Genomic DNA, 16,983 nt, shown 5'->3' with positions numbered 1-16,983 from the left:
GATTACGTCCTGTTGCACGCAGGCTAATTAAGCGCCTGCTCAATTACCGCATCATAGAAATGTACCGGTAATTCCATATTGCCAGTCCAATTCCGTCGGTCAGTGAGTCCAGAGCGTCGCTTATCCAGCAAGCTGCACAAATGCTTTTTTAACGATGTGCCCTCTAGCTGTGTATTATCCCATTCAAGCTTCAAAAGCCTAAACAGCAAATTCACCCGGTCGGTGTCTTCTAAATACTCAGATTCCAAAAGCGTACTTGTTAATGTTACAAGTTCTGGGTCGTCCTTCCACGCCGCTGATATCTGTTCCGGCAGTTTCTCCGGTAATGGCGATCCTGGGTCTAATATGATTTTAAGTAGACTATGATACACCTTGTCCACATTATTATCGAATGCCATACTTGATATCGATCGGTAAACCGAACGATCTAGTATTTCGAGTTCCTGATAATCACCATTCAGCGAAAGGCAGCACGCCAAAATAGCCTTAACTAAAGGCTTATAACTCGATTTACGCAACATTGCCTGAGCTATGACACTTGGTAACTCCGCATCAACATAGAACTCTTGGTGAACCCCACGAGATGCAAGGCTCGACGCCATAGAGATAAACGTGTCGTCAGTCCACGCTTCGGCAGGTGCCAAGTTAAACGCCTTAGAGAAAGTGGGTCTATCACCTCGCAGTATTGCAGAAAAGAGAATCTTAGACTGTTCTATAGTAAGCTTTTGAGTTTCATCAACGCCGACAACGGCAAAGCTAAGGGCATTCGCAAGATGTCTTGCTGTATCTTCGGGAATAGGGGACAAAACTAAATCCGTGAGACGAACGATAGTATCAGATGACATTCCATGGCTTACGCTAACAGACGACAAGGGCGGGGCGCCTACCATCGCCCAATCATGAGCATCTTCCGCAAAACGGACTGAGAAATCTGCTTGCTGCAAACCTTTCGTCTTCCAACGGCGCTCTGCTGCTCGCCAAGCTTCGGGGTCGCCGAAGTGTCCCTCCAAGGCTCGCTCTGCGGCCTTCATGAATTCCAATTGTGAATGACAATTATGAACTACAATAGCCAGTGGCCATGGCATAGAACTCAGAAACTCAATCAAATCTTGTCTCGGAAAACTCGACAATGCCAAAATAGACTGCGAGAAAGTGTTAGTAGAAGGGCTTACTCCAAATATGGAAACTGCGTTCAGTAATTTCCATGACGGAACCGCCTCTCCCAATTCATGCATTAACTTATAGTAAGTCATATTATCTAAAGATTGATACAGAAACGATATGCCGTTTGTATCTGACTTATCTAGTGGAGCATCTTGACGATTTTGAGAAACCTTGACGACATTGACAGGAATCGCGTCTGAAAAGCTATCCCATTCCGAATAGAAGAGCCTAACTATTCGATCTAAACCTTCGGCAGCACCGAAGGCACTGAAACCATCTAGTATCTGAGGGCTAATATTATGACCATGAGGAAGGCGCTTGACCCGGCGCATCACTGCCCGTTTACGTCGAATATCGCTGGGCCAAAAGGATTTTACTAGACGTCCTACAATCCCCGGTTCGTCAATTTCGAACAATGTGTTCCAGGCTGCTCTGCTGCCCGCCATGTCCGCCCGGGATAATTCGTTACGCAGCGCCTCTTCGACAATCTCTTCGGTCCCCTTCTCCCACACGCCTGCCAATTGCCCTCCGACAATTTCCTCACCGGCACTCAGTGATGACATTGCGTGACGCGCTAGCGCGAGCCGGGTTCGGGGATGATCCGACCCTAGGCCATCCATAAATAATTCTAGGGCTAACCGCGCGCCGTTTTGAACGAGGCGATCAGTTGGTTCTTCGTCTAACGTGCGCGGAATCCCGATGATTGCTGGACGCCGGTGATGAAACCCGTCCTCGGAGAAGCATCGGCTTGCGACGATTAGCCACACGTGACGCCAATGAGCAATACCCGCGATATGTTCGAGACGGTGTTCTACAACACCCATTTCCCCCGCAGTTAAAGCAGCGGCAGCCATAAATTCTTGAAGTGATCGGACATCAAAGCGTATTCTGCCTTCCTCCTTAGCAGATAACAAAACTAACCTATTCAATGCCAAGGTAGTGAGTTCATCAGCGCGTGAACTGGATTCGAGAGCGTTATAACCTTGATTTAAAAAATATGAGGACGCTAAAGATTTAAATTCTTCCGAACTCAGACGCGATGCGGCTCCCCCGTCAACTTCACTCTTTACCTGAAGTACTAATCCAGCTGCTTGATGGATCGGCCCAATATGCGCCAGATTGTTTTCTATAACACTTTGGATAAGGCCGCCCTTCGATTTTTCGCGACGCTTAAGTACTTCAAAATACTCATTGAACAGGGTCCATCGTGCGGCAGGTGCACTACCTCCGGTGTCTACAATAAGATAAAGAATTGTAACTTGTAGGGGAGTCACCATTAGGCGGCTGGTTGCGGGCGCAACGGCTGCCGATTCTAAGGATTTTAGCACCTTTTCACGGCGGCGCTCGTCATCGGGGTAGCGCGCTTCCCCCAGCGCTGCCGCGTAAGCAAGCGCGCGTTCCGGCGGAAGTTCCGATAATTCCCAATGCTCCCATAGGTTGGGGTCTAAATCGTCGTTATACCCCTGCGGCCGAGTTGTTAGAATGAACAACACGTCGCCTGATACAGAATTAACCTCGCTCGAAAATGCATTTATTGCTTCGATTATAGCGTCCCGTTCCCCACTGGGCGGTACTTCGTCTAGGCCATCTAGTATCACGACCCATGGATAGCAGCCGAGCCAGAGGCGTACGTCAGCCTTCTCCACTGATATATCCGAGGATTCACCTAGTTCTTCGGCTATATGTAAGAGCAAAGAGGGAAGCTTTTCCTTTGAATTACGGCAAGCTGTGATCCTATCTGCATAAACAGGAAGAGACACAAAGATAGGGAATCTGGCGGGAACATCGCTATTTATACCTTCGTTCTTCGCCCGTTGAATGATCTCTGGCGACAAAGACTTGATTGTATCATCACGTATCGCAACGGGATCGTTAGTTAAAAGGTGTGCCCGAAAAATTTGGGATAGCATCGTACTTACGGTGGATTTCCCCTGTCCGGGGCCCCCGAGGAGTACTATTTTATTTCTGCGAAAACGGTACTGCCTTGCAGTAGATTCGATAGTTTCAGGGTCAAGTTTTTCTTTTGAGCGTCTAATTAGAGAGTCGAGGACATTTCTCGCTGTTTTCTGACGAGCGGAATCGCCTGTCGTAACCGGAACATCTATGAAAACCTGACTCGCTCTAACGTCCGGATCGGCTACACTTCCTGCGTCCTTAAGTTCCGCAAACTGTTTCCGGCGGAGTGAAGTTATTAGCGAACGGCGAAGTACCTCGCGGAAATCAGGTCGTGAAAACCGAAAAAAATTGAACATTTCGCTCAATATGTCACCCGGTGTTATCCAAGCAGCAAAAGTTTGCCGAGTTTCCGGATCAGCGGCGAGCATGTCAGTGATTTTGTCCAAAGGCCATATATCATAATCAACCAGACCAAGGTCGGTCTTCCAAGTTTCCATAAAATCAGATATTTTTGTATGGCCGCCCCTTCGGATATCAGAACCGCGACCTTTTCCATCGGCACCCGACAGCGAGATATTGGTAGCAATAATATAGTATTGAGGAATCCTTCGGCCGGAAGACTGATCCAGATAGCGCTCCTTTTCGGCGGCTAAATGCGAAAGAAGCCATTCTGTATCATTGACGGCCTTACTCGATGGCTCTCTGTACTTTGCTTGAACAACCAAATAGCCGTCCCAAGAACGGGGTTCGTAGCCGGGAATTCGACCGGCGAGGGTCAGGTCTCTTCCGCCATCCGGACCCGATCCAAAGACGGTTGCGCTAGCGCCGAAAGCCTTCAAGCACATTGCTCGTATCAGGCGCTCGAACGAGTTTCCGCTAAGGTTGTCGAGGGTTAGGTGCACACTCTTTTCCTCAAATTTCGCCTGTTCCTAACCTCGCTGATGACTTCGGGTAAAGGGCTGTGCGTATCGCGAACTGAAGGACCGCCCGCGCAATTCACGTTCCTTCGAGCACGCAGCCCATAGACACAGAGCGCACACAATCTTGGTAATTCCGGTGTAATTGTGTCCGCAATTCGCCGTACCTTCCCGGAATCATTCATAGGATCGATGCCATCGCATCATGGATAAGTGTCTATGAAATATAGCAATCTGGTGCGATCCGGAATATTGCGCAACGCCGCTAGCCGAGACTTAAAATCCGCTTCCCATCGGGAGTGCGGGTTCAAGTCCCGCCGTCCGTACCACGGGCTGGCCGCCGCCCCGGCTTTCATGGCATGGAGCGGCGCATGACCCGCTTGCTGTTTCTTGGCGCCCTGCTGCTCACGCTCGCCGCGTGCGACCGGGGGGCGGACGAGCGACCGGTGGTGGTCGATGCGATCGAGCAGGATGGCAGCGGTAATACCGAACGCGTGTTGCTTCGCGGTGCGTTGGCGCAGGGACTGGTGCGTTTCGATGCCGCTGGACAGGTCGAGCCGGCCATGGCCGAGCGATGGAACATGGTCGATGACGGCCGCAGCTATATCTTTCGATTGGGCGATGCGACATGGAGCGACGGGCGGCCGGTGACCGCCGATCAGGTCGTCGTCGCGCTGCGCCGGGCGGTGCGGGTCGATGCGGAACACCGGCTGACCCCGTTCCTGCGCTCGATCGACGAGATCGTGGCGATGACGCCGCAGGTGATCGAGGTCCGGCTGAAACGGCCCAATACCGAATTGCTTACCCTGCTGGCACAGCCCGAACTGGCGGTGATGCGCGGCGCGCAGGGGAGCGGCCCGATGCGGCGGCTGACGGGCGAGGGCGTACGCCTGCGGGCGCCGGTCGATCCCGACGCGCCGGCACCGGTTCCGGCCGACGAAGTGCGACTGAACGGCATGCGTGCGGCATTAGCGATGGCGCGGTTCCGGGAGAAGCGCAGCGATCTGGTGCTGGGGGGCGGGTTTGCCGATTGGCCGATCGTGGCCGCAGCCGCGCCGCGACCGGCCGATATCCGCGTCGATCCGGCGCGCGGGCTGTTCGGTTTTGCCATTGTCGGGCGCGACGCGTTTCTGGCCGCGCCGCTCAACCGCGCGGCCGTAGCCATGGCGATCCAGACCGCCAACCTGCCCGCCGCAATCGATGCGAACTGGAGCGGCGCCGATACCGTTCTGCCCGAAGCGTTTGATTCGGCGAGCGCACCGGCGCTGCCGCCGTGGCGCAATCTGACGGAGGCGCAACGCTGGCAGACCTCTCGTGCGCAGGTCGCCGCATGGGGACAGCCGGTGACGGTGCGCGTCGCATTGCCCGATGGTCCCGGCGCGACGCTGCTGTGGGGACGGACGGCGGCGGCGCTGGCGCGGATCGGGGTGCGCGGGCAGCGGGTCGGACTGGATACGCCCGCCGATCTGGTGCTGGTCGACAGGGTCGCGCCCTATGACAGTGCGCGCTGGTATCTAGCGACGGCGTGTCGGGGATGCGCACCGGATGCGATGACGCTGATCGCCGCGGCGCGCGATGCCACGTCGCTTCCCGAACGGGCGCAGCGGCTGGCGGCGGCGGACGCTGCGCTGGCGGCGGATGTCGCGTTCGTGCCCGTCGCGCGGCCATGGCGCTGGTCGCTGGTCGCACCCCGGCTGCGCGGATTCCAGACCAATCCGCGTGGGGTGCATCCGTTGAACCATCTGCGCGGCGATACCAGATAGGGGGCATGGCAAAGCCGACCCGCATCTCCCCCGAACTGTTCGAACAGATCGCCGGACATCTCGACAAACATCCCGACGCGGTGCGCCGCCGGGTGGTCGCAATCGAGCGGCTGATGGAGCGGTCGATGACCATTCCGGGCACCAACCATCCGGTGGGCCTCGACTTCCTGCTGAACTTCATTCCTGTGGTCGGCAGCTTCATCGGTGCGGCGATGGGCAGCTATATGCTGTGGGAAGCGCGCAACCTCGGCATGTCGCGGTGGCAGATGGCGCGGATGGCGGGCAATGTCGGCACCGACTGGGCGCTGGGGCTGATCCCGATCGTCGGCGCGGTGCCCGACTTCTTCTTCCGGTCGAACACCCGCAACCTGCGGATCATCCGCAAGCATCTCGACCGCCACCATCCGGCGACGGCAACGGTCGAGGGCTAATTACGCCGCCTGCCGTCCGCCACGCCAGATCTTGATCCGGGTGCCCGGCGTCACTCCGCCCTGATGCGCTGGACAAGCGGCGTAGCGGCGGCGTTTGTCGAGGCAGAGCCAGACTTCGTCGAGCCAGCCGCGCTTGTTGGTGGTGATCCGCATCGATTGCGGCGTGATCCCCGGATTGACGCGGGCTATGGCCGCGGCGAGCTGTCCGGCGGTCAGATTCGGGCGACGCGATAGCGCCATCATGTTCGGAAAGCGCAGCTTCTGGAACAGGCTGCGTGATTCGTCGAAATAGGCGGCGGGCGATACGCCCATGCAGGTGCCATGCTTGGCATATTCATGCTGCAACAACTGCGCCGACGGGGTGACGCACAGATTTTTGGCGATGACCGATTCGGGCAGGATCGGCGTCGCGGTGCAATATTGCGGCCAGTCCTTGCCCTTTCCATCGGGCCACAGGCCGTGCAGCGTGAAGCCGAAACGGTTGCCGCCGCCGCACTGGAAGGCATTGCGCGAATCGTCGGCGCGCGTGCGGCAATATTCGGGGCTCCAGGTGATGGCGAGCGTGTAGCTGCCGATCGGGAGGACGCGGCGCGGCTGCGACGGGGTTGGCAGGTCGGGGCGCGGACGGTCGATCTGGGCCGGGACCGCGCATTGCAGCGTCTGTGCCTGTACGGCGGCAGGCAGCAGCAGCGCGGCGATGGCTAGGGCGATCCGCTTCATGCGTCGTCCTCCACGCTGTCGAACGGCGCGAACCATGCGGCGGCGTCGGGACGGAACAGGAAGAAAGTCGCTGCGGTCTGTAGTGCGACAGCGAGGATGCGCAGGATTCCGCCATTGTCGACGATCACCGCATTGCCCGCCAGGCCGATGAACAAGCTGCCGAGGGCGAAGACGGTGAAGACGGTCACGATCCAGCGTGCGACGTTGCTGGCGCGCTTTGCGGCGAAGAACCAGAGCAATAGCGCGATCAGTACGCCGGTCGCGATCATGCCGCCCGCCGCGATCGTGGCGCCCGATCCCAGCGCCGCCGTGTCGGGATTCTCGTTCAGCCGGGCGATGGTCACCGGCCATTCGATGATATTGCCGATCAGCCCGACGACGATCGAGGCGAGGTAGAGCCGGTCGAACCGGACGATCGAGACTGGACGCATGGCGTTCCCCGTTGCAGCGCTGGGCCGTGGTTATGCGGCGTCGAGGGTGAAATCCAGCCCGATATCGGCCGCCGGGGCCGACTGGGTCAGTCGGCCGACGCTGATATAGGTCACGCCGGTTTCGGCAATTGCCCGGATCGTATCGAGATTTACGCCGCCCGATGCCTCGGCGGGGACGCGACCGGCGATCAGCGCGACGGCTTCGCGCAGGGTCGGCGGGGTCATGTTGTCGAGCAGCAGATGGGTCGCGCCGGCGGTGAGTGCGGGTTCGATCTGGTCCAGCGAATCGACCTCGACGATGATGCGGTCGATACCCGCCGCCCGGGCGCGGGCGGTGGCTTCGTCGACCGAACCGGCGACGGCGACGTGATTGTCCTTGATCATCGCCGCGTCCCATAGGCCCATGCGGTGATTGGTCGCGCCGCCCATGCGGGTCGCATATTTTTCGAGGACGCGCAGGCCCGGAATCGTCTTCCGCGTGTCGAGCAGGGTCGCGCCCGTGCCTGCGATTTCCGCTACATAGCGGGCGGTGAGGGTGGCGATGCCCGACAGGTGTTGGACGGTGTTCAGCGCCGAGCGTTCGGCGGTCAGCAGCGCGCGGGCATTGCCGCGCAGGCGCAGCAGCGCGGTGCCGGGCGCGACCCGATCCCCGTCGGAAACCAGCGGTTCCAGAACCACTTGGCGGTCGAGATGGCGGAAGAAGGCGGCGGCGATGTCGAGACCGGCGACGGTGATCGCGTCGCGGCTGTCCATCACCCCGGTAAAGACCGCGTCGGCCGGGATGACGGCGGCGGCGGTGATGTCGCCCGCCTCGCCCATATCCTCGGACAGGGTGGCGGCGACGAAGGCGGGAAGGTCGAAACCGGGGAGCATGGCATTGTCCGACAAGGAGGAAGTGGAGCGGCTATAGGGCGGGGGGCGAAGTTGGTGAAGGTTACACGTAGCGGACGTTGCGGGAGCGCGTCCGGGATGGGGGGATGGACGACGCCGCTCGCCAGCATGACGCGATCCGAAGGTGTAGGAAAGTTCATGAAGCCAAGCGCGGCGCCAGTCGTTTCCCTGTCCGAACGAAATCGGAGGATGACGTGGGCGGACGGACGGTAGTGGTGACGGGCGCGGAATCGGGGATCGGCGCAGCGTGCGCGGCGGCATTCGGACGCGAGGGCGACCGCGTGGCGGTGCTGTATCATTCGGACAAGGACGGGGCCGAAAAAAGCGCGGCGGCGGTGCGCGAGGGCGGCGGGGAAGCGGTCACAATCCAGGCCGATGTTGACGGCGAGGGCTCGGTCGACGCCGCCTTCGCACAGGTCGAGGGGCGATGGGGGCCGGCCGACGTGCTCGTCAATTCGGCCGGGCTGAACATGACCGGCGTCACCGTGCGCGACATGGCGCTCGAGCAATGGCGGCGGCTGATCGACACCGACCTGACCGGCGCGTTCCTGACGTCGCGCCGATTCCTGACGTCGCGCCGATTCCTGACCGGACGCGGCGACAAGGTCGGGGATGCGGCGATCCTGCACATTTCGTCGATCCATGCCTATGCGGTGCGCGCGGGCGGCGCGGATTATTGTGCGGCGAAGGGCGGGCTGACCAACCTGGTGGAAACATTGGCGATCGAGGAGGCGGCGCGCGGCATCCGGGTCAATGCGATCGAGCCGGGCATGATCCTGACGCCGATGAACGCGCGGGCGCAGGCCGATCCGACCTATCGCGCGACCCTCGAGCACAATATCCCGATGCAACGGGCGGGGCGGCCCGAGGAGGTCGCCGATCTGGCGGTATTCCTCGCCAGCGACCGCGCGCGCTACATCACCGGCGCGCGGATCGTGATCGATGGCGGGCTGTCGCTGATGCAGGCGATCGGCGCATGAGCGGCGGTGTCAACATCGACGATCCGCACCGCAAGGACGTGGTCGCCGACAATGAGGTCGAGCTGGATTTCAACGTCCGCCGGATCGAGGACGTGACGCTCGACGGTCCGCCCGCGCTGATGACGCGCGACCTGATGAGCCCCTATGTCTGGCAGGAAGGCGATGGGCGGTTCGGGATGATGGTCCGCGCCGTGACGCGTGCGGGCGAGCCGATGACTGATACCGGCGTGATCTGGGCCGGATGGAGCGAGGACGGACGCCACTTCACGATGCTGGCCGAGCCGTCGATCGTGCCGGGGCCGGACGACCACGATGCCGGCGGGGTCGAGGATCCGACGGTGGTGCGCCGCGACGACGGCTATATCGTCTATTATTCGGGGGTATTGGGCGACCATGCCCATGGCGAACTGTCCTATGCGACGGGGCCGTCGCTCGACCGGCTGACCAAGAGCGGCGTGGCGCTGGCGTCGTCCAAGTCGGAGGGCAATACCAAGGAGGCGACGATCGACCGGACGCCCAATGGGCGCTGGCGACTGTTCTACGAATATGCCGCCGACGAAGCGTCGCGGATCGGCATGGCGATCGGCACCGACGTGGCGGGACCGTGGGAGGAACAGCCGACGCCGTTCATGCCGCGCGTCGACAGTTGGGACGACTGGCATCTGTCGACCGGGCCGCTGCTGACCGACGATCCGGCGATGCCGGTGATGTTCTATAACGGCGCGACCCGCGATGCGCGGTGGCGGATCGGCTGGGTGGCGTTCGATGCCGATTATCGCCGCGTGGTGGCGCGCGGGATCGAACCACTGATCACCCCGCCGCCGGTTGATGACCGGAGTGCGACCGATATCGCGTTCGCGGCGTCGGTGGTGGTCGAGCGGGGGGCGATCTGGCTGTACTATTCGCTGGAAGATCGGAAACTGGCGCGGGCGTTGATCCGGCGGAGTTGAGGGGGGCTCTTCCTTTTTCCTCCCTACGGCTCCGCCTCCGGTCGCTTCGAGCGGAGGTTCGAGCTTGCCGAACACCGTAGTCGAGAAGGGGTGCCCAAAGCGGGCCGTTCTCGACGAGGGTTGGGTCGGATTGGCCCCCGGACAATCCTGAACCATGCGGGGCATGGTTCACCCAACCCTCTTCTCGACAAGCTCGAAGCTGCTCGAACCGAACGGTTTGGGGGTTGGGGGTTAAGGATAAGGGTGGGGGTTAGGGTACTCCCCCCCACCCCCGCACCCTACCCCTTGCGCTGCCCCTCGACGATCGCGATCGCGCGCTGGACCGATGCCTCGATCGACAGGAAGCTGGTGTCGAGCGGTGCGGCGTCCGCCGCCATGACCAAGGGTGCGGTGGAGCGTGACGAATCGCGTTCGTCGCGAGCGCGGATGTCGGCGAGCACGCGGTCATAGGTGACGGTCGAGCCGGCCTTGCTCAGTTCGGCGTGACGCCGCCGGGCGCGGATCGCCGGGGTGGCCTTTACGAACAGTTTCGCATCGGCTTCGGGGGCGATGACGGTGCCGATGTCGCGGCCGTCGAGGACCGCGCCGCCCGGCTGCTGCGCGAATTTGCGCTGGCGACGCAGCAGCGCCGAGCGGACCAGCGGGTGGGCGGAGACGATCGAGGCGGTCTGGCCGGCTTCGTCGGTGCGCAGCCATGGATCGGAAAGTAACGCGTCGGGAAAGTCGCAGGCGGCGACGCAGTCCGCCTCGCGCTCCGGGTCGAGCCCTTCGCGCAGGACAAGCGTCGCGACGGCGCGGTAGAGCAGCCCGGTATCGAGATGCGGCAGACCGAAATGCTTCGCGAGCGCCCGGGCGATGGTGCCCTTGCCCGATGCCGCCGGGCCGTCGACCGCGATGATCATAGCGTTGCGCCGAGGCCACGCAGCAGCGTGGTGAAGGTCGGGAAGCTGGTCGCCACGGGTGCCATGTCGTCGATGGTGACGGGTTCGCGCGACACGAGGCCGGCGACGACGAAGCTCATCGCGATGCGGTGGTCGAGCTTCGCGGCGATGGTGCCGCCGCCGGGCAGCGGGTCGCCACCGGTGCCGTCGATGATCAGGCCGTCTTCGGTCTCCTCGACCCGCGCGCCGATCGCGCGCAGCCCTTCGGCCATGGTGGTGATGCGGTCGCTTTCCTTGACGCGCAGTTCCTCTAGCCCGCGGGTCACCGTGCGCCCCTTGGCGAGTGCGGCGGCGACGAACAGGATCGGGAATTCGTCGATCATCGACGGGGCGACCGCCGGGTCGACCTCGATCCCGGTCAGGGTCGAGGCGCGCACGACGAGATCGGCGACCGGCTCGCCACCGACATCGCGGCGGTTTTCGAAGGTGATATCGCCGCCCATCGCGCGCAGCACGTCGAACAGCGCGGCGCGGGTCGGGTTCAGCCCGACATTGGTGATGGTGACATGGCTGCCCGGCACCAGCAAGGCGGCGACGACCGGGAAGGCGGCGGATGAGGGGTCGCCGGGGACGGTGATCGTCTGGGGTTTCAGTTCCGCTTCGCCATGCAGTTCGATGACGCGGCCGGCCGATGTCTGCTCGACGGTCAGCTTTGCGCCGAAGCCGGTCAGCATCCGCTCGCTATGGTCGCGGGTCGGCACCGGTTCGACGACGCGGGTGATGCCCGGCGTGTTCAGGCCGGCGAGCAGGATCGCCGACTTCACCTGTGCCGAGGCGACCGGCAGCGTATAGTCGATCGGCACCGCCGGCACGATGCCGCGCAGCATGAGGGGCAGGCGGCCACCCGGGCTGGCGGTGATGTCCGCGCCCATCTGGCTGAGGGGTTCGATGACCCGACCCATCGGCCGCTTGCTCAAGGAGGCGTCGCCGGTGAAGGTCGCGGTTATCGCGTGGGACGATACCAGTCCCATCAGCAACCGGGTCGAGGTGCCCGAATTGCCCATGTCGAGCGCGGCGGCGGGTTGCAGCAGCCCGCCGACCCCGACGCCGTCGATGGTCCAGATGCCGTCGTCGCCCCGCACGATCGTCGCCCCCATCGCGCGCATCGCGGCGGCGGTGGCGAGCACGTCCTCCCCCTCCAGCAGCCCGGTCACGCGGCTGGTGCCGACGGCCAGCGCCGAGAGCATCAGCGAACGGTGGCTGATCGACTTGTCGCCGGGAACGGGCGCGGTGCCGGTCAGCGGACCGCTGGCGGCGACGGACAGGGGGGTAGGCTGGGCGTGGTGCATGACCGGCGGCTTTGACAGCGCGTGCCCGCTATGGCAAGGCGCGGCGCATCCGGGGCATGTGCCCTGTTCTTCCACGACACCGAAAGGTTTGGCTACACATGGTGAAGCCGGAATGGGGTACGAAGCGTACCTGTCCGAAATGCGCGACGCGCTTCTACGATCTGGGTAACGAAGACCCGGTCACGTGCATCAATTGCGGCGTCCACTGGACGCCCGAACCGATCCTGAAGTCGAAGCAGCCGCTGCCGTTCGAACAGGTGAAGGTCGAGAAGGAAGGCGCCAAGGACGCCGATCTGGGCGACGATCTGGACATCGAGGGCGACGACGAGCCGTCGGCCGACGACGATGTCGATCTGGGCGGCGACGACGATCTGGGCGTCGACACGTCCGACGAGGACAGCGACGCCGAGCGTTGATTTTTTTGGGGCGGCGGGCGCAAAAGGCGCTTGCCAAACCGGCGCCCTCCGCATAGAGGGCGCTCCTCCCCGCAAGGGGAAGCGAGGCCGCCGACCAGCAGCGGCTTTGCAAAATGGACGGGGCCGTAGCTCAGCTGGGAGAGCGCTGCAATGGCATTGCAGAGGTCAGGGGTTCGATCCCCCTCGGCTCCACCATTTTTCCAAGAACCCCGCGGTGACGCGGGGTTTTTTGTTGCGATGCTTTCCGGCTTTCGGACACGGTATGCCGTGTACCGCCGGCATCGTCGCAAATGCCCGGCAAAATGCGCGAGAAACGCGCGCAATTAAACCAGTATAGCGAACGGAGCGGCAACAGCCGCTAGCGGAAACCCCCTATGACAGGGGGCCAAGCGCTGCGATATCGTTCGCGACTATTCGTATATTCCGGGTTATGCGACGCCGACCGTGTCCTGATCGACGAATTGCTCGATCAGCGTCAGCGCAGCATCGCGCCGCGCCGCGACATCGTGTCGGAAGGCGAGGCGCCGCGATTCGTGCACTTCGTGCTCGATGGCTGGGGCTGTCGGTATCGACAGATGCCCGACGGACGGCGGCAGCTGCTGTCGCTGCTGCTGCCGGGCGACCTGTTCGATACGAACCCGCAGGTCGTGGCGCGGATGGACCATGCGGTCGGCGCGATCACGGCGATGACGGTGGCGGAGGTGTCGCCCGACGCGCTGTCGGCGCTGGCCGAGGCGCGGGTCGGCATCGCGCAGGCGCTGTGGTGGAACGATCACGTCGCGTTCGGTACGCATCGCGAATGGATCGCCAGCCTGGGGCTGCGATCGGCGCGCGAGCGGATCGCCCTGCTGTTCTGCGAAGTGTATTTCCGGCTGCGGCTGGTCGGGCGCTGTCCGGGGCTGTCGTGCGAATTCCCGCTGACCCAGGCCGATCTGGCGGAGGCGACCGGGCTGACGCCGGTGCACGTCAACCGGATGGTGCAGGAACTGCGTCGTGAACGGCTGATCGAATGGGCGGGGCGGACGCTGACGATCCTCGACCTCGACCGGCTGTGCCAGGTGGCGTCGTTCACGCCGGGCTATCTCCATCTCGACCGCACGGTGCCGAGCGCTGTGTAGAGTTTAATCCATTTTCGTGGAAGCGGGCCGGGGCCGTTCTGATCCGGCTTTGCCGGATCAGACGCCAGCTGTACCGCACGTCCCGCTTTCGGACCGGCGGGACGCGTTTGACGTTGGGCGAAATCGTAAACGAAACGTTAAGAGCGGTAATGATGAAACCGCAGCCCGTCGCCCCGCGCCGTCACCCCTTCCGCGCCAGCTTGTCCAGGATGGCGGGCGTGCCGGTGTCGAGCGACGACAGCGACCTGAAGCTGTTCGCGGTCAGCTTCACGGCGTTCTTCATCTGCTTCTATACGTTTTTGCTGTAACTCTGACGGCTAGGCCGGGCAGCCGTCGCGGCACGCCTTGTTCAGCCGGGCCGCGAGCCATGCCGAAATCAGGCACATGCCGGCGACGATCAGCAGCATGTCGGTCGGGCCGAGTCCGGCCTTGGTCAGCAGGATCACGCTGATCGCGCCGACCGTCATCGACGCGCAGTTGACGACATTGTTCGCCGCCACCGTCCGCGCGGTCTGGTCCTTGGTCACGGTGGTGGTCAGGAAGGCGTAGAGCGGCACGACGAACATGCCGCCGAAGATCGCGATCAGCGCCAGCGTGGCGAGCAGCAGCAGCGATTGCGGATGGGTCACGAAATCGATGACGCCGTACAGGCCATTGTCGGGCGCCGGCACCCAGTTGCGCGCCTCGAACGCGAAGGCGAGGACGCACGCCGCCATGGCGATCACCGACGCGGGCGAATAGCGCGCCGAAATCTGTCCTTTCAACAGCGCGTTGATGATGATCGATCCGATCGCGACCCCGATCGAGAAGATCGCGATGGTCAGCGACGCGACCTGCTGGTCGGCGGTCAGGATATTCTTCACCAGCACCGGGAAGATGACGATCAGCACCGATCCGATCGTCCAGAAGAAGCTGATCGACAGGATGGCGAGGAACAGGCGGCGGATATGCATCGTCGCCGCGATCAGGTGCCATGACGACGTCAGCGGATTGAAGTTGATGGTCAGTTCGGGGCCGCTGCGCGGGGCGGGCGGCACGAACCGGCCCGTCACCCAGCCGATCAGCGCGACGACCACCACCAGGCCGGCGGCCCATTCGACGCTGATCCACCCCGCGACGATCGTGCCGGTCAGCACCGACAGATAGGTCGCCGCCTCGATCAGGCCGGTGCCGCCCAGCACCTGATGATCCTCCAGATGCTGCGGCAGGATCGCGTATTTGATCGGCCCGAAGAAAGTCGAATGGACGCCGAGCATCACGACGGCACTCAGCATCATCACCACGCCGGTCGTGACATATCCGGTGCGCGCGATCAGCATCCCCGCCGCGCCGTACAGCATGATGCCGATCTCGGCAGTCTTGACGATGCGGATGATCCGCGCCTTGTCATGCGTGTCCGCAAGCTGTCCCGACAGTGCCGAGAGCAGCACGAAGGGCAGGATGGCGAGGCCGGTGGCCAACGCGTTGAAATTCTGTTCGCTCGCCGGGTCCTTGAACAGCTGGTAGGTCGCGAACAGCACCATCGCGTGCTTGAACAGATTGTCGTTGAACGCGCCCAGGAACTGGGTGACGAACAGCGGCAGGAAACGGCGCTGCTTGAGCAACCCCAGCGCATTTATCATTCGAACAACGACCTAATTATGTCCCCGCAGGGTGTTGCGGGGGTGTAGCCGAGCCAAGCCGCCCGCTTCAATCGCCGATTGCCGCTTTCGCCGGGGGGCGCCGCGGTGCTAGACCGCGCCCGTGTTGACGCTTCCCAATATTCTGACCTTGTCGCGTATTCTGGCGGTGCCGCTGCTGGTCGCGTTCCTGTGGTGGCCGATGTGGGAGGCGGGCTATGCGATCGCCTTCGCCCTCTACTGCCTGATGGGAATCACCGATTATTTCGATGGTTACCTGGCACGTGCGCAGGGGACGGTGTCGAAGCTGGGCGTGTTCCTCGACCCGATCGCCGACAAGATCATGGTCGCCGCCGTCATCCTGATGCTGGTCGGCACCCGGCATGACGTGGCGATCATCACCGGTATCCACCTGATCGCCGCACTCGTCATCCTGCTGCGCGAGATCGCGGTGTCGGGGCTGCGCGAGTTCCTCGCCGGCATCCAGGTGTCGCTGCCGGTGTCGAAGCTCGCCAAGTGGAAGACGACGCTGCAACTGGTCGCGTTCGGCGCGCTGATCCTTGCCGGCGCGGTCCCGGCCTATCCGTTCGTCCATATCACCGGCCTGATATGCCTGTGGGGGGCGGCGGTGCTGACCGCGATCACCGGCTGGGATTATCTGCGGGTCGGTTTGAAGCACATGGACAGTTGATGGCGATCGAGATCCTCTATTTCGCATGGGTGCGCGAAGCGATCGGGCAGGGCAGCGAGCGGGTCGATCCGCCCGCCGACGTCACGACGGTCGCCGGACTGGTCGACTGGCTCGCCACGCGTGGCGGCGGCTATGCGACGGCGTTCGAACATCGCGAACGGCTGCGCGCCGCGGTCGATCAGGCGTTCGTGCCGCTCGACACCGCGATTGCCGGCTCGCGCGAGATCGCGATCTTTCCGCCGGTGACCGGCGGATGATCCGCGTCGTCGTACAGGAGACGCCGATCGACATCGCGGCGGAGTTCGCGCTGGCCGAGGCGGACGATGCCGGCGCGGTGGCGACCTTCACCGGGCTGGTGCGCGGCGACGATGGCGTGACCGAATTGGCACTCGAACATTATCCCGGTGCCACCGAGCGCGCACTGGAGGGGCTATGCGCGGAAGCCGTCGCGCGCTGGACCTTGGCGAAGGCGGCGGTCGTCCATCGGGTCGGGCCGATGGTGCCGGGCGACCGGGTGGTGTTCGTCGCCACGACCGCGCGGCATCGCGGTGCGGCGCTGGAAGCCTGTGCGTTTCTGATCGACCGGTTGAAGACCGGGGCGCCGTTCTGGAAGCGCGAGCGGCGCGGTGGCGATGCCCGCTGGGTCGAGGCGCGCGAGAGCGACGATGCTGCGGCGGCGCGGTGGGGGTGAAGGGGGCAGCGCCTCGATAAGGGCGTCGACGGGGGCGGCCTCCCATTAGCACCAACGGGGTTCCGCCGGGGTGGT

At 62.6% G+C, this 16,983-nt stretch carries 17 protein-coding genes and 1 tRNA gene; 11 read left to right on the top strand and 7 right to left on the bottom strand.

What is annotated here, in order from left to right; translation table 11 throughout:
* Window positions 1-23 precede the first annotated feature (23 nt).
* The gene (locus ACZ1JS_RS11535) at window positions 24-3,899 is read right to left on the bottom strand and encodes an NACHT domain-containing protein (protein ID WP_465166181.1); all 3,876 of its coding nucleotides are present in this window, start codon (window positions 3,897-3,899) and stop codon (window positions 24-26) included.
* A gap of 449 nt (window positions 3,900-4,348) precedes the next feature.
* Here ACZ1JS_RS11535 and ACZ1JS_RS11530 point away from each other — a divergent pair, with 449 nt between their 5' ends.
* Both ACZ1JS_RS11530 and ACZ1JS_RS11525 read left to right on the top strand, forming a co-directional pair.
* Window positions 4,349-5,740: an ABC transporter substrate-binding protein gene (locus ACZ1JS_RS11530; protein WP_465166180.1), complete on the top strand. Its 1,392-nt coding sequence runs from the start codon at window positions 4,349-4,351 to the stop codon at window positions 5,738-5,740.
* A gap of 5 nt (window positions 5,741-5,745) precedes the next feature.
* On the top strand, window positions 5,746-6,171 hold the full coding sequence (locus ACZ1JS_RS11525) for a DUF4112 domain-containing protein (RefSeq protein WP_345877934.1): 426 nt from the start codon (window positions 5,746-5,748) through the stop codon (window positions 6,169-6,171).
* On the opposite strand, the gene ACZ1JS_RS11520 is transcribed toward ACZ1JS_RS11525, so the two are convergent.
* Genes ACZ1JS_RS11520 through nadC form a run of 3 tightly spaced genes read right to left on the bottom strand, consistent with a single transcriptional unit; the run spans window position 6,172 to window position 8,195 of the window.
* Window positions 6,172-6,891 carry a ribonuclease T2 family protein gene (locus ACZ1JS_RS11520; RefSeq protein WP_465166179.1) on the bottom strand — a complete coding sequence of 240 codons (720 nt, stop codon included), beginning with the start codon at window positions 6,889-6,891 and terminating at the stop codon, window positions 6,172-6,174.
* Entirely contained in the window at window positions 6,888-7,322 is a 435-nt protein-coding gene (locus ACZ1JS_RS11515; RefSeq protein WP_465166178.1) for a hypothetical protein, read from the bottom strand. The genes ACZ1JS_RS11520 and ACZ1JS_RS11515 overlap by 4 nt, the downstream gene beginning before the upstream one ends.
* Before the next feature lie 30 nt (window positions 7,323-7,352).
* The gene (nadC, locus tag ACZ1JS_RS11510) at window positions 7,353-8,195 is read right to left on the bottom strand and encodes a carboxylating nicotinate-nucleotide diphosphorylase (RefSeq protein ID WP_465166177.1); all 843 of its coding nucleotides are present in this window, start codon (window positions 8,193-8,195) and stop codon (window positions 7,353-7,355) included.
* A gap of 212 nt (window positions 8,196-8,407) precedes the next feature.
* Between nadC and ACZ1JS_RS11505 the strand changes: the two genes are divergently transcribed.
* Window positions 8,408-9,193, top strand: coding sequence for an SDR family NAD(P)-dependent oxidoreductase (locus ACZ1JS_RS11505; RefSeq protein WP_465166176.1), 786 nt, complete (start codon window positions 8,408-8,410; stop codon window positions 9,191-9,193).
* A complete protein-coding gene (locus tag ACZ1JS_RS11500) occupies window positions 9,190-10,143 on the top strand; it encodes a glycoside hydrolase family 130 protein (protein WP_465166175.1) in 954 nt (317 codons plus the stop codon). Before ACZ1JS_RS11505 ends, ACZ1JS_RS11500 begins: the two co-directional genes overlap by 4 nt.
* 278 nt (window positions 10,144-10,421) lie before the next feature.
* Here the strand turns inward: ACZ1JS_RS11500 and ACZ1JS_RS11495 are convergent, their stop codons facing one another.
* Both ACZ1JS_RS11495 and aroA read right to left on the bottom strand, forming a co-directional pair.
* Window positions 10,422-11,045: a (d)CMP kinase gene (locus ACZ1JS_RS11495; protein ID WP_465166174.1), complete on the bottom strand. Its 624-nt coding sequence runs from the start codon at window positions 11,043-11,045 to the stop codon at window positions 10,422-10,424.
* A complete protein-coding gene (gene aroA / locus ACZ1JS_RS11490) occupies window positions 11,042-12,373 on the bottom strand; it encodes a 3-phosphoshikimate 1-carboxyvinyltransferase (RefSeq protein ID WP_465166173.1) in 1,332 nt (443 codons plus the stop codon). The genes ACZ1JS_RS11495 and aroA overlap by 4 nt, the downstream gene beginning before the upstream one ends.
* A 98-nt stretch (window positions 12,374-12,471) precedes the next feature.
* Here aroA and ACZ1JS_RS11485 point away from each other — a divergent pair, with 98 nt between their 5' ends.
* From ACZ1JS_RS11485 to ACZ1JS_RS11470, 4 genes are all read left to right on the top strand, one after another.
* A complete protein-coding gene (locus ACZ1JS_RS11485) occupies window positions 12,472-12,789 on the top strand; it encodes an FYDLN acid domain-containing protein (protein WP_242116827.1) in 318 nt (105 codons plus the stop codon).
* A 119-nt stretch (window positions 12,790-12,908) separates the two neighbouring features.
* Window positions 12,909-12,984, top strand: a tRNA-Ala gene (locus ACZ1JS_RS11480).
* A 338-nt stretch (window positions 12,985-13,322) separates the two neighbouring features.
* A complete protein-coding gene (locus tag ACZ1JS_RS11475) occupies window positions 13,323-13,907 on the top strand; it encodes a Crp/Fnr family transcriptional regulator (protein WP_465166172.1) in 585 nt (194 codons plus the stop codon).
* Window positions 13,908-14,056: 149 nt separating this feature from the next.
* Entirely contained in the window at window positions 14,057-14,215 is a 159-nt protein-coding gene (locus tag ACZ1JS_RS11470; RefSeq protein ID WP_465166171.1) for a hypothetical protein, read from the top strand.
* 9 nt (window positions 14,216-14,224) lie between these two features.
* Here the strand turns inward: ACZ1JS_RS11470 and ACZ1JS_RS11465 are convergent, their stop codons facing one another.
* The gene (locus ACZ1JS_RS11465) at window positions 14,225-15,529 is read right to left on the bottom strand and encodes an MFS transporter (protein ID WP_465166170.1); all 1,305 of its coding nucleotides are present in this window, start codon (window positions 15,527-15,529) and stop codon (window positions 14,225-14,227) included.
* 121 nt (window positions 15,530-15,650) lie between these two features.
* Between ACZ1JS_RS11465 and pgsA the strand changes: the two genes are divergently transcribed.
* The 3 genes from pgsA to ACZ1JS_RS11450 are packed head-to-tail and all read left to right on the top strand — an operon-like array spanning window position 15,651 to window position 16,908.
* The gene (pgsA, locus tag ACZ1JS_RS11460) at window positions 15,651-16,217 is read left to right on the top strand and encodes a CDP-diacylglycerol--glycerol-3-phosphate 3-phosphatidyltransferase (RefSeq protein ID WP_242116831.1); all 567 of its coding nucleotides are present in this window, start codon (window positions 15,651-15,653) and stop codon (window positions 16,215-16,217) included.
* On the top strand, window positions 16,217-16,474 hold the full coding sequence (gene moaD / locus ACZ1JS_RS11455; protein WP_465166169.1) for a molybdopterin converting factor subunit 1: 258 nt from the start codon (window positions 16,217-16,219) through the stop codon (window positions 16,472-16,474). The genes pgsA and moaD overlap by 1 nt, the downstream gene beginning before the upstream one ends.
* Window positions 16,471-16,908, top strand: a complete 438-nt coding sequence (locus tag ACZ1JS_RS11450) for a molybdenum cofactor biosynthesis protein MoaE (protein ID WP_465166168.1) — start codon at window positions 16,471-16,473, stop codon at window positions 16,906-16,908. The genes moaD and ACZ1JS_RS11450 overlap by 4 nt, the downstream gene beginning before the upstream one ends.
* The last annotated feature ends 75 nt before the right edge of the window (window positions 16,909-16,983 follow it).

The organism is Sphingomonas sp. BL-S-05 (assembly GCF_055521695.1).
This window is presented reverse-complemented; position numbering and strand designations above follow the sequence as displayed.

Coding starts and splice junctions, on each gene's coding strand:
- ACZ1JS_RS11470 (WP_465166171.1), top strand. CDS start 14,057: ATGATGAAACCGCAGCCCGTCGCCCCGCGCCGTCACCCCTTCCGCGCC.
- ACZ1JS_RS11450 (WP_465166168.1), top strand. CDS start 16,471: ATGATCCGCGTCGTCGTACAGGAGACGCCGATCGACATCGCGGCGGAG.
- ACZ1JS_RS11465 (WP_465166170.1), bottom strand. CDS start 15,529: ATGATAAATGCGCTGGGGTTGCTCAAGCAGCGCCGTTTCCTGCCGCTG.
- moaD (WP_465166169.1), top strand. CDS start 16,217: ATGGCGATCGAGATCCTCTATTTCGCATGGGTGCGCGAAGCGATCGGG.
- nadC (WP_465166177.1), bottom strand. CDS start 8,195: ATGCTCCCCGGTTTCGACCTTCCCGCCTTCGTCGCCGCCACCCTGTCC.
- ACZ1JS_RS11485 (WP_242116827.1), top strand. CDS start 12,472: ATGGTGAAGCCGGAATGGGGTACGAAGCGTACCTGTCCGAAATGCGCG.
- ACZ1JS_RS11500 (WP_465166175.1), top strand. CDS start 9,190: ATGAGCGGCGGTGTCAACATCGACGATCCGCACCGCAAGGACGTGGTC.
- ACZ1JS_RS11515 (WP_465166178.1), bottom strand. CDS start 7,322: ATGCGTCCAGTCTCGATCGTCCGGTTCGACCGGCTCTACCTCGCCTCG.
- ACZ1JS_RS11520 (WP_465166179.1), bottom strand. CDS start 6,891: ATGAAGCGGATCGCCCTAGCCATCGCCGCGCTGCTGCTGCCTGCCGCC.
- aroA (WP_465166173.1), bottom strand. CDS start 12,373: ATGCACCACGCCCAGCCTACCCCCCTGTCCGTCGCCGCCAGCGGTCCG.
- ACZ1JS_RS11525 (WP_345877934.1), top strand. CDS start 5,746: ATGGCAAAGCCGACCCGCATCTCCCCCGAACTGTTCGAACAGATCGCC.
- ACZ1JS_RS11495 (WP_465166174.1), bottom strand. CDS start 11,045: ATGATCATCGCGGTCGACGGCCCGGCGGCATCGGGCAAGGGCACCATC.
- ACZ1JS_RS11530 (WP_465166180.1), top strand. CDS start 4,349: ATGACCCGCTTGCTGTTTCTTGGCGCCCTGCTGCTCACGCTCGCCGCG.